The sequence below is a fragment of the Xenorhabdus doucetiae genome (assembly GCF_000968195.1).
GTDB lineage: Bacteria > Pseudomonadota > Gammaproteobacteria > Enterobacterales > Enterobacteriaceae > Xenorhabdus > Xenorhabdus doucetiae.
Window position 1 is genome coordinate 774,161 of sequence record NZ_FO704550.1, and the last position, 18,280, is coordinate 792,440.

At 40.6% G+C, this 18,280-nt stretch carries 13 protein-coding genes; 9 read left to right on the plus strand and 4 right to left on the minus strand.

All coding sequences use genetic code 11. From position 1 onward, the window contains the following. Window positions 1–8: 8 nt before the first annotated feature. From XDD1_RS03750 to XDD1_RS03760, 3 genes are all read right to left on the minus strand, one after another. Complete coding sequence (locus tag XDD1_RS03750) at window positions 9–383, minus strand: PTS lactose/cellobiose transporter subunit IIA (protein WP_231854454.1); 375 nt, start codon at window positions 381–383, stop codon at window positions 9–11. Continuing rightward, the gene (locus tag XDD1_RS03755; RefSeq protein ID WP_045968818.1) at window positions 380–1,624 is read right to left on the minus strand and encodes a PTS transporter subunit EIIC; all 1,245 of its coding nucleotides are present in this window, start codon (window positions 1,622–1,624) and stop codon (window positions 380–382) included. The genes XDD1_RS03750 and XDD1_RS03755 overlap by 4 nt, the downstream gene beginning before the upstream one ends. 64 nt (window positions 1,625–1,688) lie before the next feature. Next, window positions 1,689–2,003, minus strand: a complete 315-nt coding sequence (locus XDD1_RS03760) for a PTS sugar transporter subunit IIB (protein ID WP_045968820.1) — start codon at window positions 2,001–2,003, stop codon at window positions 1,689–1,691. A gap of 229 nt (window positions 2,004–2,232) precedes the next feature. Here XDD1_RS03760 and XDD1_RS03765 point away from each other — a divergent pair, with 229 nt between their 5' ends. From XDD1_RS03765 to XDD1_RS03780, 4 genes are all read left to right on the plus strand, one after another. Further along, a complete protein-coding gene (locus XDD1_RS03765) occupies window positions 2,233–4,107 on the plus strand; it encodes a BglG family transcription antiterminator (RefSeq protein WP_167541620.1) in 1,875 nt (624 codons plus the stop codon). A 507-nt stretch (window positions 4,108–4,614) separates the two neighbouring features. After that, a complete protein-coding gene (locus XDD1_RS03770; protein WP_148885885.1) occupies window positions 4,615–5,829 on the plus strand; it encodes an alpha-xenorhabdolysin family binary toxin subunit A in 1,215 nt (404 codons plus the stop codon). 39 nt (window positions 5,830–5,868) lie between these two features. Next, window positions 5,869–6,921 (plus strand): alpha-xenorhabdolysin family binary toxin subunit B, encoded by a 1,053-nt coding sequence (locus XDD1_RS03775; RefSeq protein WP_045968826.1) that lies wholly within the window; start codon window positions 5,869–5,871, stop codon window positions 6,919–6,921. A gap of 577 nt (window positions 6,922–7,498) precedes the next feature. Further along, window positions 7,499–8,647 carry a porin gene (locus XDD1_RS03780; RefSeq protein ID WP_045968828.1) on the plus strand — a complete coding sequence of 383 codons (1,149 nt, stop codon included), beginning with the start codon at window positions 7,499–7,501 and terminating at the stop codon, window positions 8,645–8,647. Window positions 8,648–8,759: 112 nt separating this feature from the next. On the opposite strand, the gene rdgC is transcribed toward XDD1_RS03780, so the two are convergent. After that, complete coding sequence (gene rdgC / locus XDD1_RS03785; RefSeq protein ID WP_045968830.1) at window positions 8,760–9,671, minus strand: recombination-associated protein RdgC; 912 nt, start codon at window positions 9,669–9,671, stop codon at window positions 8,760–8,762. Window positions 9,672–9,839: 168 nt separating this feature from the next. Here rdgC and mak point away from each other — a divergent pair, with 168 nt between their 5' ends. The 5 genes from mak to XDD1_RS03810 all read left to right on the plus strand — a co-directional run bounded on the left by mak (window position 9,840) and on the right by XDD1_RS03810 (window position 18,272). Further along, window positions 9,840–10,754, plus strand: coding sequence for a fructokinase (gene mak, locus XDD1_RS03790; RefSeq protein WP_045968832.1), 915 nt, complete (start codon window positions 9,840–9,842; stop codon window positions 10,752–10,754). 62 nt (window positions 10,755–10,816) lie between these two features. Further along, a complete protein-coding gene (locus XDD1_RS03795; protein WP_045968834.1) occupies window positions 10,817–12,787 on the plus strand; it encodes a bifunctional 2',3'-cyclic-nucleotide 2'-phosphodiesterase/3'-nucleotidase in 1,971 nt (656 codons plus the stop codon). 261 nt (window positions 12,788–13,048) lie between these two features. Further along, the gene (locus XDD1_RS03800; protein ID WP_084721109.1) at window positions 13,049–14,698 is read left to right on the plus strand and encodes an ABC transporter substrate-binding protein; all 1,650 of its coding nucleotides are present in this window, start codon (window positions 13,049–13,051) and stop codon (window positions 14,696–14,698) included. Between the two features lie 126 nt (window positions 14,699–14,824). Next, the gene (locus XDD1_RS03805; RefSeq protein ID WP_045968836.1) at window positions 14,825–16,459 is read left to right on the plus strand and encodes an ABC transporter substrate-binding protein; all 1,635 of its coding nucleotides are present in this window, start codon (window positions 14,825–14,827) and stop codon (window positions 16,457–16,459) included. A gap of 190 nt (window positions 16,460–16,649) precedes the next feature. Then, complete coding sequence (locus XDD1_RS03810) at window positions 16,650–18,272, plus strand: ABC transporter substrate-binding protein (protein ID WP_045968838.1); 1,623 nt, start codon at window positions 16,650–16,652, stop codon at window positions 18,270–18,272. Window positions 18,273–18,280 lie beyond the last annotated feature (8 nt).

Sequence of the window (18,280 nt, forward strand, 5' to 3'; positions counted from 1 at the left end):
ACTTTCCTTTATTGACTTGTATTGGTCATATGATGAATAAATTCATACAGGTTAATAAGTTCTTTTCTGAGATTAAGCTCACTGCGTATCGTCATTAATGTATCCTGAGCATGAATAAACAGAAGGTCTAAATGAAAATTTTCACCTTGCGTTTCTTTTTGAATAATCTCAGTTTGTGCATGATGTGCAGCGAGCATCATTTTTCTGGCTTGCTTAAGCGATAAATGAGCATTTGCAAAATCCCCCTTATGGGCATATTGAATGGCTTCCTCACTTTTTTCCCTTGCATTACCTGCGTTGAGAATAATTTCCAGGGCAACGGGGGTTAAGATATTGCTCTCACGGTTCATTTTTAAACTTCCTGATAAAATTAAACAATTCAATCCTGCTGGCTTGTATTGATATTTTCTTCCTCAATCCGTTTCTTTTCATAAACCTTAAAGAAGGGATACCAGGTAATAAGGAAAACCGCCATCAATACCACATAGCAAATAATCGCCCGCCAATCCTCCGTAATCATGACACTGGAAAACGGAGCCGGTATCTGACCCACTTGAATCATTTTGGCCGGAATATTCAGCCAATCTGACCGCATGAAAATCCAGACGATAATGGGGCTGGTAATGGCATTGATCCACATTGGCAGCATTAAGAGCGGGTTGAGGACAATCGGCGTACCGAACACCAACGGTTCATTAATATTGAAGAAAGACGGGCCGATGCAGATATAACCGGTTGTTTTCAGTTCTCTGGATTTCGAAAACAACATTAAAAGATTCAGGGCAAGCGTGGCACCCGTTCCTCCCATCGTGATTAAGGCCGCAGTAAATAAAGTTTCGTAAGTCACAATATTAGTTGGCAGTTGTCCGGCAGCCACCTGCGCAATATTAGCCGAGATCCCCAGCATAAAGATGGGCATTTGCAGCCCCGTAAACGTCCAGACCGAAATGCCCATCGACATCGCGATTGCAGGGATCAGCGCCATAAGGATAAAGCCCGGCAGGGTTTGTCCGAACGCTGCGATGGGGGAAAAGAACGACAGAAGTTGGGAAAAAACATCAACATTAAAGGTAAAGACCAACAATGTTCCAAGGCCGATGGCAATCAGGATGGGAATAATCGCATGTATCCAGCCGACCACGAAATCAGGCAGAGAACTCTCTTTCAAAAACCCTATCTTGGTATATAAATGAAAGAGATAAGAAACAAACAGCCCCGTGACAATGCCTAATAATATTCCCGCAGGGCCAAAACGGTCAAAACTCACGACCATATTGCCATTGGCAAATTCTGGCTTGATAAACATCATGTAAACACAAATCGAAGTGAGCCCTGCGATCAATGTATAACGAAAATGATGCAGCTTCTCCATCATTTGGTTAGCAATCATAAAAGCTGTAATCAAACCGAGCATCCCGAAGGAATAATTGGCAATTTGTCCGAGGTCAGGCAAAAACAAAAAATAAGAACGAAATACGTTATAAAAAAAGATAAGTGAACCAGCTAAAATAAACGGTATATTTTTTTGCATTGCCCCGGAAATTGCTGCGACCCAAGGTCGTTTGGTAAAATTTTGCATGGCGGGTGCAAATGAGTCGGATAGCCAAGACATAAACGCTTGCATTTTGTATCCCTCGTTAATTATTTTCCGCTAAAATTCCTTGGTAATATTAAATTAAATGGTCAAGTTAGTTTTTCAGGGTATTAATGGCTAACTCAAGTAATGCCTTGCCGTCTAACCTTCCATAGATTTCTTGGGGTACAACCATGACAGGAATATGATAGCGGTCGGCCAGTTTCTGGAATTCTTTTTGCTGTGAAGCATAATGTGGCCCAAGAAATAGAATATCGATGACAGAAAAATAGTCTGCCACCTCACTTTCACTTCTGGCTTCAACGGTAACAGCAATCCCCTGATCTTTTGCCGCATTGCGAGTTCTGGTTGCCAGCATTCCACTGGATATCCCCGCCCCGCAGCATAGCATAATAAATGTTTTCTTCATGTTGTCCTCTTATTTTTACGTTTTTCATTAATTTCTATTTTTCGATGAAAATACACTCTCTACTGTTTTTATTACCTATTCAAATGACGGTTTGCACTCATAGGGGGCAACTTTTTATTTTTAAATAAAAATATTAACAGTAATATGGGGCGTTATTTTGAATCTTATGGGTGTTATTATGCTAAGGATTAAACAAAAAGCATTATTAGATTACCTACTCACGCAGAATATGCCTGTTTCAGCATTAAAATTATCTCAAGTCTTAGCGGTATCAATAAGATCTGTAAAAAATTATGTTGCGGAGATTAATGAGAGACATGAACAGAAAATTATTATTTCCAGCCGACAGGGATATTTATTATCCCACAATTTATTATCAACAAAAATAGTCAAGCAGTTACATTGCCAGAAAAACAGTTTACCCAAAACTTACCAAGAAAGGGCACACTTTGTTATTAAAGCGATTTTGTTATTTAAGCGAAGCAGTAATCTATATGACCTCAGTAATGATTTATGTATCAGTGATTCTACCTTAAAGGCATTGGTATATAAAATGAACTCATCATTTCAACGCTTCAACGTGAAATTTTTATGTAAAAATAGTCATATTGAAATCTCAGGTGCTGAACATGATCTAAGAAAATTAGTTTCTTATACCATTTTTGAGCAAACCCGTTATCGTTTCATTGACGTCAAAGTATTGGAAAAAACATTTGCAAGTCAACAAGTCAAAGAAGTGATTGAAATCATTACCAACATTTTTGATCAATGGGAATGGTATCTGAGCGATTTTGCCTATACTAACCTTGTTTTGCACTTCCTGATATTGATTGAGCGATTAAAGCAGGAAAGATATTTGGAGAATCAGCGATTACCGGTAGAAAATGGTGATCTGAGATCGATCTCAGAGGAATTATGCGACAGACTTCAACTCAGTTTTGGCATTTTTGTGTCTGAAAATGAAAGAAGATCTTGCTACCTTTTTTTGAAAACCAATACTAATTTTAATAAGGCAGATAATGAGGTTATTGATTCCGTTGGCGCTGAACTTTACCAATTCACGCGGAAAGTTGCGCAGTCCGTGCAAGAACATTATCTTATTGACTTAGCCTCCGATGATTTTATTTCTTTACTGTCTTTACATTTATCGGGATTACAAACCAGGCTGAAATATAAGATCTACACGAAAAACCCCATGTTAGAAACCATCAAAAAGGAATGCAGAATCATCTTTGATATTGCTATCTTTATTTCTTTGCAACTCAATCACTTTTTCAATAATAAATTGAATGAGGATGAAATTTCTTTTATTGCATTACATGTTGGGGCGGAATTTGAACGGCAAAAAAGAAACGTCACTAAAGTGAAAGCGGCGCTATTATGTCCGAGTTATCGTGGAATTGAAAATAAAATTTACCATCAGTTATTGCGTGATTTTGGCGATGAAATCAATCTCATTAAGGTGGTTGCTCACCCCTCTGAACTGGAAAGCATGGAGTTTGAGCTATTGATTACGACGATAAATATTTCTCCGACGCGTGATTATGAAACGGTTTACATCTCGCCTTTCCATTTAAGGGATAAACATTCTGAGCTGATGGACAAAATTGATACCGCCAAGGCAAACCGAAAGTGGGCAACATTAAAACGAAATATGGATTTGTTCTTTGACCCCGATCTTTTTCTTTTTAACCCTGATTTTCGCGATCGGAATGAACTTATCGAAATGGTTTGCCAGAAGATGTTAACAAAGGGCTATGTGGAAGCGGATTTTATCGATTATGTTTATGAGCGTGAAAATGCCTCTTCAACCGCTTTTGGCATGTTAGCGCTGCCTCACTCAATAAAACTGGATGCGGTGAAAACCTGTATTGCTGTCGCCATCAGCCCAAAAGGCATACGCTGGGGCAAAAACGAACGTGTGCATGTGGTATTTTTGAGCGCAATAAACCGGGTAGACAAAACCGACTTTACTGAGAGTTATGATGCCTTGTTGGATATCTTCCATCACGATGGGGTTATTCGTGCACTGAGTAAACTCACTGATTTTGAAAAGTTTCGGGAACTTTTGACTGAATATAAATACCAATTGAAGTGTTCTTAGATAAGGTTATTTATGCTGATATGATATTTTTTGTTTTATTTCGAGAGTATTAATCTGGTTTTATGTATTAAAAAAAGTAAAAGATAGATTGTTTTTTCTATATTACTCTGCCCCCATATCCTTTCTGTTTAATCTTGGTTTTATCTATTCTCCTGTTATTTTGTTTTTTGATGGATATATCTTCTGCAACAAAATGCAATAAACGCTAAGAAATATTATATGATATGCTGATAATAAAGATTAGTTCTGGATTAAAAAACAAATTTTTTTAGTTATTCCAATAGTAAATAAATTAAATTTTCATTTAATAACAATGCTGATGTAATGAGAATAAATAAAACAAACAATATGGATTAAAATAAATTACCAGATAAAAATTTTAACTTTTCACATTAAGGTCAATGTAAATATGTATATTTACATCATATTAAAAAAAGAGGTTTTCAGATGGGTAAAGACAAAGTTTAATTAATCTGGATTAAGTCGTTAATACTAATGGAGAACGATATGTTATTAAATCAACCTTTAACAGAAAATAAGATACCCGTATCAGAAGTTCCCGCAGTTACTTTGAAAATGTTAACCAGCCAGATAGAAGGTGCTGCTCGTCAGGGAGGGATCTTTACTAAAGAAGATCTCATTAGTATCAAATTATATGTTAAGCGTGGTTTGGAACTACCTTTTACGTTAGAAGAGGTAAAGAAATATATCGGTTATAACGATATTGATATTGAGGGGCTAAAACCTGCAAAGATGACAACCTTATTTAAAGAGATCCATGACCATGCACTTAGCTGGAGTGGTGTAGAAGATAAGGTTCAGCAGCAGAGTATTGATTTGGAAAATGTAGGCAGGCAGATTACTGAAACGGGTGGGGAAATAATTAGCATAATTGATCAGATGCCGATTATTGAACGCGTCAAGAAAAAATTAGGCGATTTAACTGATAAGCAATTGGCTGAAATAACTTATACCAATGATGATAAAGAAATTGCTGTCGAATTGGGGAATATCCTTGAAAGCATGAAAAAAGATATTCAAAAACAGCAGGAAAATACTCAGAGAGTTAAAAACGCAATAACTGACTTTAAACTCATACTCATTGGAGGGGAATTATCAAATGGCAATATTGCTCAGGGAGTGCAGCCACAAATAAATAGTAAGAAAAAACTGATGGATGATAATAATCTTTCTACAACTATCAAAGATCTGCAAGATAAGATTGATGAGAAGAGTAAAGAGATTGATCAACTCCAAAAAGACTATGATAAATACGTTGGTTTGGCATTTTCTGGAATGGCGGGGGGGATTATTGGCTGGGCGATTACTGGCGGTATTTTTGGTGATAAAGCAGAAAAAGCACGTAAGCGGAAAAATGAATTGATTGGAGAAGTCAAAGTATTACAAGAGCAAGTTGAAGGTAAAAGTGCATTGCAAAAAGTGATCCAGGATTTATCACTTAATTTTAATGACATTGGTATTCGTATGGTGGACGCAGAAGTTGCCCTAAACCATTTGGATTTTATGTGGAGCACGATGCTAACGCAAATTACGACTTCTAAAGACAAATTTGCTGAAATTAATAATGCATTAAAATTGACCTCTTTTGTCGCAACGTTTAAACAAGTTATTAGCCCTTGGAAAGAAGTGCAAGGCTCTGCGACACAATTAATAAAAACTTTTGATGAAGCATTAGCAGAATACAGAAAACTCTATAACTAAATTTTTAAATAAAATATAAAGTAATAAGGAAATATTGAAATGTCTGAAAATAATGTTTTTCTAAACGAGACCTCGTATCCAGAAATTAATATTAAAGCCATCAATCAGGCGGCAAATACTATTTGGCTCTTGGCTGAACGTCAAACATCAGGTATTGCAATTGTTGGGGAAAAAGTCGAACGTCTCAGGCTTTATAGCCGTGATCTTAATGAATCGATACGTGTTTCTCTCTCTCAATTAATTCCAATACTTAGCCAATTCTCTGAGGGAGAGGCTTTTCAAACAATTAATCAAATCGATGAAGCTTTGGCCGTTCCCGGTTTGAGTGAGGATGATCGTCAAGCTCTTTTGCAAGAACGTGAGCAATTGATCAAAAAATTATCGCAAGATATCGATCATGTGATTGTCAATTTCAGCAGCAGATCCAATCAACTGACTGGAAAAATTAGTGATATGCGCAATATGGTGATTGCGGAGCGCTTGGAGGGGCTTTTAGCACAAACGGAATCCCAAAAAGCAGAATTGCAGAGTGATATTAAGGATAAAGTCGAAAAAAGAAATAAATTGGATACTGAACGGGCTAAAATTATCGAAAGTCAGGATGTGATCCGGCAAAATAATATCGCAGATATGTTTAAAGATTTTATTCCTAGTGCCAGTGATATTGACGGATTGGATTTCACACAACCTAAAAAAGAAGCGATTAAACAGGCAATTAAACAAGGTGTTGAGATAACCAGAAAAATATTGGCTAAAGTTTCTGAAGGATTGAAATATATCGATCTGGCTGATGCAAGAATGAAACTCAGTGACCAAATCGAGCAGGTAATAAAAGAATCCGATGCACTGAAAGCGACATTACGGGAAACGGAGCTACGGTTTGCCGGCCTAAAAGATGTAATGCAAATCGATACAGAACGCACCATTATGCTTGCTGAGGCGGTGAAATTGGAACAAGCGTGGAACACATTCGCGACTCAATTGCACCGTTTGTCAGGTAATAAAGTTGATCAGAAATATTTAACGAATCTGGTCAATGGTCAATTGGAATTTTTGGATGATTTAGCTTCGCAATATAACATGTTGAAATAAATAATTTTCTAAAATTGTAATTCATTTCCTTACTCCTTGCGGTGCGGGGAGTAAGGAATTTTTATACCATAGTCGTTTTGTTATAGCCTTGATTAATGAGAAGTAGAAAAGTGACGTCGTGAATTTTGTGGCGTATTTACAGAATTTTCAGGTGGTTGTCAATAATATCAAATCATGACTATCACCCAATTTGTGATAATTATTGGCAAAAAATATAAATTGATATGAGCAGACAACTTATCTTTATGGAAAATTCTATTTTTTATCACGTCACTTATTATTTATAACTTACTGTTTTTAATAAGTTATTATCATAATTAATATTATTAAATTATGGGATACATCCCTATAATGTGACAACCTTCACAAGATGGCATTTTTCGCTAATTTTTGTTAGCAAAAGGTTTCGTTAGATCTTAGTATCGTCATTGCTTGTTACAAATTTAACATTTGTTTAACCAAAACAAGTAAAGTACTCCGCTCACCTGATTATTTATTATTCCAGAAAATAGGGGTCTTGGAATAGGAATCTCTTGGCGGTGGCTAAATAATAACAAGATAAATGAGGATTATGATAATGATAAAACGCAACGCACTAGCAATGGCAATTCCGGTACTTCTCATGACGGGGGCAGCCAATGCTGCTGAGATTTATAATAAGGAGGGTAATAAAATAGATTTATATGGAAAGGCCGATGTGCAAAGAACCTTTTCTAAATCAGATAAACAGGATGGTGATGGTTCTGTTGGCCGTATTGGTATCAAAGGTTCAACCCAAATTACGGATAAACTGACTGGCTTCGGACGCTGGGAGTTTAATATGGGTGCCAATGGTACAGAAGTAGAGAGTGGTGCAAACACCCGAACCCGTTTGGCTTTCGCAGGGTTAAAATTTGGCGAATATGGTTCGCTGGATTACGGGCGTAATTATGGTGTCGTTTATGACGCTAACTCATGGACAGACGCATTGCCGGTATTTGGTGGTGATTCCATGGCGGCAACCGATAACTTCCTGATGGGGCGTTCAACCGGGTTATTAACCTACCGTAACACGGACTTTTTTGGTCTGGTCAATGGCCTGAATTTTGCCTTGCAGTATCAGGCCAAAAATGACAGTGGCACCAGAAATAGCCGTAGCGATGTTTCAAGGCAGAATGGTGATGGTTTTGGTCTCTCCAGTAGCTACGATTTTGGTAATGGGATCAGCGTTGGTGCCTCATACGGCAACTCTAACCGTACTTCAGCTCAGAAGCTGGGGAGTGATACCGCTAAGGTTCTGGCAAAAGGGAATAAAGCCGAAGCCTGGATCGTCTCTGCCAAGTATGACAAAAATAACGTCTATCTGGCGGCCATGTATGGTGAAACCCGTAACTTAACCCGATTTGGCAGTTCCGTGGACAACTACACCATGTTTGCCAATAAAACCCAAAACATTGAACTGACGGCTCAGTATCAGTTTGATTTTGGTTTGCGCCCATCACTTGCTTTTGTTTATTCCAAAGGTAAAGATTTGGGGAATGACCTGACTGACAAGAGCATACCGGCAAGCAAGGGATCTGAGGATTTGGTGAAATATGTTTCCGTCGGTGCCTTCTATGATTTCAACAAAAATATGGGCACTTATGCTGAATATCAATTCAACCTGCTAAAAGACAACGATTTTTCCAAGAAAACGCAGATTAACACTGACGACGTGTTTGGTGTTGGCTTGGTTTATCGCTTCTAATTGAGATAGCAACTTTCAGACACTGGCTGAAAAACAGTGGGTGTTTTTTTGCCGAACTGCCTCAATGAACCTGACTGTTGAGGCAGTTCTTCTGTGATGACGGTGTTTACGTCTATCTTTCGGCTTCGCCGCCCAGTGCATCAATTGTGTTTTTGATTAACGCACTTAATTCACCTGTCATTAAGGTAAAATCAGCATCAAATCGTTGGGCAACATCTTCGCGATCGATATCATCATTTTGCTCACGTAAGGTTTCGCTGAATTTGATGCGTTTGAAAGAGCCATCATCTGACAGCATAAACTGAATGCGCTCTTCCCAATCCAGGGCCAGCTTAGTGACATATTTGCCGGATTCAATATGGGTCGCGATTTCGTCTGAGACCAAATCCTGCTTCTTACAGCGGATCACACCACCTTCTTCCAGCACGGCTTTTAGTTCGGCTTCATCCATCAGGGCATAACCAGCAGGAAGATCACCTGAACGTACCCATTCAGTGAGCGTCAACTCAATGGGATCGGTGAACGTCAGGGGAACAACGGGCAGTGAACCCAATGTTTTTCTCAGCAGTGCCAGATTATCTTCTGCGCGTTTTGCGCTAGCGGCATCAACGATGATCAAATGGTTGACGGTATCGATCCAAATATAGGTTTGGCTGAAACGGCTGAATGCCCGTGGCAGCAGCGTGTGGATCACTTCATCTTTCAGTGAATCTTTTTCGGTTTTTTTCAGCTTGCGGTGTTGTTCACCTTCCAGACGGGCTATTTTGGCCTGTAATTCCTGTTTGATCACCGGGGAAGGCAGCATTTTTTCTTCCTTGCGTGCGCAGATAACAATCTGATTGCCACAAGCGTGGGTTAATGCGTCACCGTGGGAACCCAGTGGAGAAACCCAACCCGTTTTCATCATATCTTGGCTGCCGCATGGGGTGAATGCCAATGGGCTTAATTGTTTTTCCAGTTCATCCGCCGAAAGGGAGATCTCTCGGTTTAAACGGTAAATCATTAAATTTTTGAACCATAACATGCGGTTACCCCATATTGTTGCGCATCGTGACAAAGGTCATCTTAAAACATAAGGCTGCATAATAACGAATCATGTGACGAAGCCCTAGAACTTCATCAGTTTCCTATAATAACTTTCTCATTTTCATATAATAAAAAGCCTCATCCGGCTAAATAGAAAAGGTAAGTTATGCGTATAGGCATTGATCTCGGTGGCACCAAGATTGAAGTGATTGCATTGGGCGATCAGGGGGAAGCGTTATTTCGCAAACGGGTTGATACGCCTCAAAATGATTATCAAAAAACCTTGGAAGCTATTGTTGGACTGATTAGTGATGCGGAACAGGCAACCGGGCAGCAAGGAACTGTGGGGATTGGCATTCCTGGTGTGATTTCGCCTTTTACCGGAAAAGTCAAAAATGCCAACTCAGTCTGGCTGAATGGACAGCGATTGGATAAGGATATCGCGGCCTTGTTAGGGCGCGAAATCCGCATCGCCAACGATGCTAATTGTCTGGCGGTATCGGAAGCCACTGATGGTGCCGGTGAAGGAATGCCAATGGTATTTGCCGTTATCATCGGGACGGGCTGTGGCTCAGGAATTGCATTTAGGGGGTGCCTTCATGCCGGCGGTAATGGATTGGCCGGAGAGTGGGGACATAACCCATTACCGTGGATGGATGAAGAAGATCGCGCCTATCAGGATGCCGTGCGCTGTTTTTGTGGTAAACCGGGTTGTACCGAAACATTTGTGTCGGGTACTGGATTTATGACGGATTACTTCCGCTTGAGCGGAGTGCAGAAGAAAGGCCATGAAATCATTGAGGCTCTGGCACAGGGGGATGAATTCGCAGAATTAGCGATGCGTCGTTATGAAAAGCGTTTGGCGCGGGCGTTGGCACAGGTGATTAATTTACTGGACCCGGATGTGATTGTACTTGGTGGCGGAATGAGCAACGTTGATCGCCTTTACCTGACGTTGCCTGATTTAGTCAAAGAGTGGATTTTTGGTGGGGAATGTGCAACCCCAATCAGAAAGGCCGTGCATGGTGATTCCAGTGGTGTGCGCGGCGCGGCTTGGTTGTGGCCTCAGCGCGGGAGATAATAAGCAGATTTTGTTTTGCGAGCGGCAACTTGAAGTTTATAGGGTATATGAAGAGGTGTAGCATGAAAAAGAATATGTGGAAAATGTCAACACTGGCAATGCTGGTGGCATGCAATGTGAACGCAGCAACCGTTGATTTACGGGTCATGGAAACCTCGGATATTCACAGCAATTTGATGGATTTCGATTACTTTAAAGATAAATCCACGGAGCAATTTGGTTTGGTGCGTACTGCGACCTTAATTAAAGCCGCCAAAGCGGAAGCAACCAATGCGATCCTGATCGATAACGGCGATTTGATTCAAGGCAGTCCGCTGGCGGATTACATGGCGGCCAAGGGGTTAAAATCAGGGGAAGTTCATCCGGCCTACAAACTGATGAACACGATGGGCTATACCGTCGGTAACTTTGGTAACCATGAATTCAACTTTGGATTGGATTTCCTGAAACAGGCCGTTGCCGGTGCCAAATTCCCTTATATCAACGCCAATATCATGGATGCCAACACCGGCAAAAACTACTTTACGCCTTATATTATCGTTGATACGCTGGTTAAAGATCGCGCGGGCAAAACGCACACGATTAAAGTCGGCTATATCGGTTTTGTGCCGCCACAAATCACTGTTTGGGATAAAGCTAATCTGGCCGGCAAAGTGGTGGTCAATGACATCACCGCAACCGCGAAAAAATTCGTTCCTCAAATGAAGAAAGAGGGCGCCGACCTGATTATCGCCATTCCCCACTCCGGTTTTTCCCAAGAACCTTATAAGGCGATGGCAGAAAACTCCGTGTACTATCTGAGCGAAGTGCCCGGCATTAACGCCATTATGTTTGGTCATGCCCATGGCGTGTTCCCCAACAAGGAATATGCCGGTATTAAGGGCGTTGATGTTGCCAACGGAACGATTAATGGCATTCCTGCCGTGATGCCGGGGCAATGGGGGGATCATCTGGGTGTGGTGGATATGGTGATTAATAACGACAGCGGCGAATGGAAAGTCGAATCTGCCAAGGCGGAAGCCCGTTCTATCTATGACAAAGCGCATAAGAAAGCGCTGGTTGCACGCGATAGCAAGCTGGCTTCCCTCATCGAAAAAGAGGATCAGGGAACCCGCGATTTCGTGGGTAAATTGATTGGCAAAGCCTCTGACAATATGTACAGCTATCTGGCGCTGATCCAGAGTGATCCTACCGTCCAGATCGTCAATGATGCGCAGGTGGATTATACCAAACGCTTTATTCAGGGTGATCCTAATCTGGATGGGCTGCCTGTCTTGGCGGCAGCGGCACCTTTCAAAGTCGGCGGACGTAAAAATGCACCGGCTGATTTTGTGGAAGTCGAAAAAGGGGATCTGACTTTCCGTAACGCGGCTGATTTGTACCTCTACCCAAATACGCTGGTCGTCGTGAAAGCAACCGGGGCGGATGTGGTGGAATGGCTGGAGTGTTCGGCAGGGATGTTTAACCGGATTGACCCAACCTCCACCAAGCCGCAAGAATTGTTGAACTGGGATGGGTTCCGCACTTATAACTTCGACACCATCACGGGGGTTAATTATCAGATAGACCTGACCCAACCCGCAAAATACAACACCGATTGCCAGCTTCTCAATAAAGGGGCGAACCGTATCAAAGACGTCACCTGGCAGGGCAAGCCGATTGATCCGAAAGCCACTTTCCTGATCGCCACCAATAATTACCGTGGTTACGGCGGCAAATTCGCCGGAACCGGAGACGATCACATTGCGTTTGCGTCACCGGATGAAAACCGCACCATTTTAGCGTCTTACATTTCCCGGATCACCAAAGAGAAAGGCGTCGTATCAACTCAGGCTGAAAATAATTGGTCATTCCTGCCAATCAAAACCGATAAAAAATTAGATATCCGTTTCGAAACTTCACCCTCAGAAAAAGCAGCGAAATTCATCAAAGAACACGCCCAATATCCCGTGAAGTACCTGAAAAATGATGATGTTGGTTTTGCTGTCTATCAAATCGATCTGACCCACGCGGGTGATCGCGGTGCAAAATAGTGTGACGGGGATAAAAGATAACGCAGATCATCGTAGATAAAACCCATAGATCAAAGATACTGTAATGGTTGTTTGATCCAAATCATAAGTGCAACGCTAATTATTTCGCGTTGCACTTAATTATGTGAATTCAATAATTCGTTCTAATGACATCGAAGATGTCACTGAATGCAGTAATATTCATATCGGTAATGGTTATAAGGTGATAGTGATATATGTCATGATTATTTAATAATGAAAACACTTGTGGATACGACGAATATGGAGACCACGAATATGCAGAAAATGCGGGTAAGGATAATAAAAAATAAACTATCTAAAATATTAACTTGTTCTATTAGCCTTATTTTAAGCAGTGTCACTTTTTCTTATGCAGCTATTGTTCCCCCCAATACTCAATTGGCAGATAAGCAAGAAATCACCCGTAATAATTTTTCTGAACCGGGTTCTTTAGATCCGCATAAATCTGAGGGTGACAGTGAATTTGATATTTTGCGGGATTTTTTTGAGCGTCTGGTTGATACGGATAAAGAAGAGAATATTATCCCGGCCCTGGCCGAACGTTGGGAAACCCAAGATAATAAAACCTGGGTGTTCTATTTAAGAAAAGGAGTGAAATGGTCTGACGGTACACCGCTTACCGCCCACGATGTGGTTTTTTCTTTCCGGCGCCTGGTCACGCCTGACACCCTTTCTCCTTATGGTAGTTATCTGATTCAAGCGCAAATTGTGAATGCAGGTGATATTCTTTCAGGCAAGAAAAAACCGGCAGAACTGGGTGTCAAGGCACTGGATGACGCAACGATAGAAATTACACTGAAAAGGCCAAAAGCGGGCTTTCTGCAAATGCTGGCACATCCCGCCGTATCGCCTGTCAGTGAAAAAGTCATTAAAAAATATGGCAATAAATGGACGCAGCCACAACATTTTGTCAGCAACGGGCCGTTTAAACTCTCGGAGTGGGTGGTCAATGAAAAAATTGTTGGCGTCAGGAATCCCTATTACTGGGATGATAAACATACCGTCATTAATAAAGTCACGTACTTGCCATTGTCAGATTATAAAGCTGACTTCAATCGCTATCTGACCGGCGAAATTGATATCTCCAACGGTGGGCCATCGGAGTTCCTGCCACTGATTAAGAAAAAATATGGTGATCAGTTACATGTTCGGCCCGTCATGAGTGTTTATTATTACCTGTTCAATACCCAAAAGCCGCCATTTGATGATGTTCGGGTCAGACAAGCGCTGGCCTTGGCATTAGACCGAAACATTATCACCGACAAGGTATTGGGTAATGGGCAGAAACCCGCTTACGATGTGGTCTCTCCGGGAGCCGGGGGAATTTATTTAAAACCGCCTGAATATGCTTTATGGACACAGGAACAGCGCGTCGCCAAAGCCAAAAAGTTATTGCGTGAAGCGGGTTTTAATGAAAAAAATCCCCTCAAGTTTACTTTGCTGTATAACACCTCTGATGCCCATAAAAAAATTGCCATTGCGGCCAGCTCAGCGTGGAGAAAAAATCTGGGGGTGGAGGTTGTTTTGCAAAATCAGGAATCTAAAACCCAGAATGATAGTATGGCTCAAGGCGATTTTGAGCTGACAAGATACGCCTGGAGTGCAGATTATAATAGCCCGACCAGCTTCTTAGATATTTTTACGTCGGGAAATACCAACAACTACACGAAATATCAAAATAAGGCATTTGACCAATGGGCATTAAAAGCCGATGAAACTAACGATCCTGCCGATTATCAACGGGCGATTGATATTCTCAATCAAGAAATGCCGACTATTCCGGTTTATTATTATGTGCGGGTAAAATTAGTCAAGCCCTATATCGGTGGATTTCATATAGATTCTATGGGAAATATGCCAACCAAAGATCTTTATGTGATTAAGCATTGATATTTCGATAACAAGAGCCTGTTAAATTAGGCTCTTGTTACTTAATTGAGTTATTTGAAGTCATAATTTAAATAAAAATGGTATCGTAATGTAATAATAAAATTGTCATTAATGGAGAATGAAAACATGAGAAAAGTCATGGCGAGTTTCATTAAAAATAAACTTACCCAAATCCTGACCTGTTCGCTGGGAATACTGTTAACCCCTATTATTCCATCCTATGCTGCGGTTGTTCCTCCGGGCACACAATTAGCGGAGAAACAAGAAATTGTGCGGAATAATGGCACTTTTCCTGCCTCTTTGGATATACATAAAGTAGAAAGTAACGTTGAGCTGAATATTATCCATGATTTTTTTGATGGTTTAGTTTACACCGATAATAAAGGCAAGATTATTCCCCGTCTGGCGGAGCACTGGGAAACCAGCGATAACCAAACCTGGATTTTTCATATCAGAAAAGGGGCGAGATGGTCTGATGGTACGCCGATTACTGCCCACGATGTGGTATTTAGCTGGCGCCGTCTGCTTGATCCCGCAATAGGATCACCTTATGGCAGTTATCTGGGCAGTGCTCATGTCATTAACGCAAGGGACATATCGCTGGGCAAGAAAAAAGCGCAAGAACTCGGTGTTAAGGCACTGGATGATTTCACATTAGAAGTAAAACTGGATAAACCCGTTGCTTATTTCTTGCAGATGGTCACTCATCCGATTTTAGTGCCGATCAATGAAAAGGTTGTCCAAAAATATGGCGATAAATGGACGCACCCAGAGTCTTTTGTTGGCAGTGGGGCATTCAAATTATCCGAATGGAAAGTGAATGAAAACGTCATTGGCGTCAGAAATCCCCTTTATTGGGACAACGAAAACACGGTCATTAATAAAGTCACTTACCTTTCCCTGACATCAGAAAAATCAGATTTAAACCGATATCTGGCGGGGGAAATTGATATTACGTTTACCATTCCTTTGGATTCTTTTGCATCATTAAAGAAAACCTTGGGCGATCAAGTTCATGTTAATCCGATGTTAAGCACATATTATTACGTCTTTAATACCCAAAAACCGCCATTTGATGACGTCAGAGTCAGGAAAGCATTAAGTTTAGCCATAGATAGGGAAGTGATTGCTGAAAAGGTCTTGGGAATGGGGCAATTGCCTGCCTACGATATCCTGCCACCCAATATTGGCGGGATCACATTAACCCCGCCGGAATATGCGTCATGGACACAAGCACAGCGAATTGAACAAGCCAAAGCGCTTTTACATGAAGCCGGTTTTAACGAGAAAAATCCGCTTAAATTTGACTTGCTTTACAACACGAAAGAATCACATAAAAAAGTTGCCATTGCCGTGACGTCTATGTGGAAGCAGAACCTGGGTGTTCAGGCCAATTTACAAAACCAGGAATGGAAAGTGATGTTGGATAATATGCACCAGAACAAATTTGATGTTGTCAGATATGCATGGACTGCGGATTACAATAGCCCAATGTCTTTCCTGAATACGTTCCTGACCGGAAGCAGCCATAATATTCCACAATATGCCAATAGTGATTTTGACCAGATGGTAACCAAAGCGGGTGAAACGAATGAGACGGCGTATTACCAAAAAGCGATGGCTATTTTCAATAACGATATGCCGGTTATGCCTATTTATCACTATGTCACTGACCGTATGGTGAAGCCTTATGTGGGCGGGTTTTATGTTAGCCCAATGGATTATGTTTCCACCAAAGATCTCTATATTATCAAGCATTAAAAATAAATCAGCGTCTGTTTTATCAGGCTCTGATTATATACTCGTTGTACTTCAAGATGCATAGATTATCTCCCCGCGTCGCGGGGAGATAATCAGCGGTTTTCGTCTTGTGAGCGGCAACTCGAAGTTTACAGGATATAGAAGCCTTTAAGTTACTATTTGAATAAACACAATTATGGAAGGTTATAATATGCTAAAAATAACAAACGCTAAGAAAATAAAACGATTATATTGTGCCATCGCATTAATATGGGGAAATATCTCACTCTCTTATGCAGCAGTGGTTCCAGAGGGAACAATATTGGCCGATAAACAAGAAATTGTGCGCAATAATGGTGCAGAGCCGGCTTCATTGGATACCCATAAAGTCTCCAGTAATGTCGAATTCAATATTATTAGTGATTTTTTTGAAGGTTTAATTCATGTTAATCATCAGGGCAATATTGAACCCCGATTAGCCACGAGTTGGGAAACCCATGATAATAAGACCTGGGTTTTTCATTTGAAAAAAGAGAACAAATGGTCAGATGGCTCACCGATTACGGCCCATGATGTGGTATTTAGTTGGCGGCGTTTGATTGATCCCAATACGGTTTCACCTTATGGCAGTTATCTTGAAAATGCCGCTGTGATGAATGCGAATGACGTATTGACCGGTAAGAAAAAACCGCAAGAACTTGGTATAAAGGCGCTGGATGACTTTACCGTCGAGGTGAGATTAGATAAACCTATTGGCTATTTTCTCCAGATGTTAATTCACCCTGCTATGTTTCCAATAAGTGAAAAGGCCGTCAAAACGTATGGTGATAAGTGGACCAGACCGGAAGTTTTTGTGGGCAGCGGGCCGTTTAAACTCTCTGAATGGGTGGTCAATGAAAAGATCGTCGGCGTCAGAAATCCGCAATATTGGGATGATAAGAATACGGTGATTAATAAAGTCACTTATCTTCCTTTGTCTTCAGAAAAAGCGGATTTGAACCGCTATCTGGCGGGGGAAATAGATATTACCAATACGATTGCGGCGGAATCTTTTCCGTCATTAAAAAAATCATTGCCTGATCAGGTACATATTTCTCCCAAAGCAACCGTTTATTTTTATGAGTTTAATAATAAAAAGCCGCCTTTTAATGATGTCAGAGTCAGACAAGCGCTGAATTTAGCCATAGATAGAGATATTATTGTTGATAAGATATTAGGGCAGGGGCAGTTATCGGCATATACGATGCTCACACCAAATATTGGCGGTTTTAATTTTGAACAACCGGATTATGCTTTATGGACTCAGGCGCAGCGTATTGCCAAAGCAAAAGCATTGTTGAATGAGGCCGGTTTTAATCAAAATAATCCACTCACTTTTAACCTGCTTTATAATACTCAGGAAGGGCATAAAAAAATTGCCATTGCTGTTGCTTCAATGTGGAAAAAGAATCTGGGTGTGAAGGCTGTTTTGCAGAACCAAGAATGGAAGGTTATGTTGGATAATATGCATCAAGGAAAATTTGATGTTATCCGCCGGGCTTGGGTTGCGGATTATGACAGCCCAATGGCATTCTTATCGATATTTTTATCGAAGCAAGTGAAAAATACCGCTATGTATGAAAATGATGAATTTGATAAATTATTAGAAAAAGCAGAAAAAACGAATGCGAAAAATTATTATCAGCAGGCATCTGATATTTTAACAAAAGATGTACCTGCTATTCCTATTTATTTTTATGTTAACCATAATATGGTAAAACCTTATGTGGGTGGTTTTAATATTAATGCCAGGGGCGAATTTTTCACAAAAGATCTTTATGTTATTAAGCATTAAAAATAACG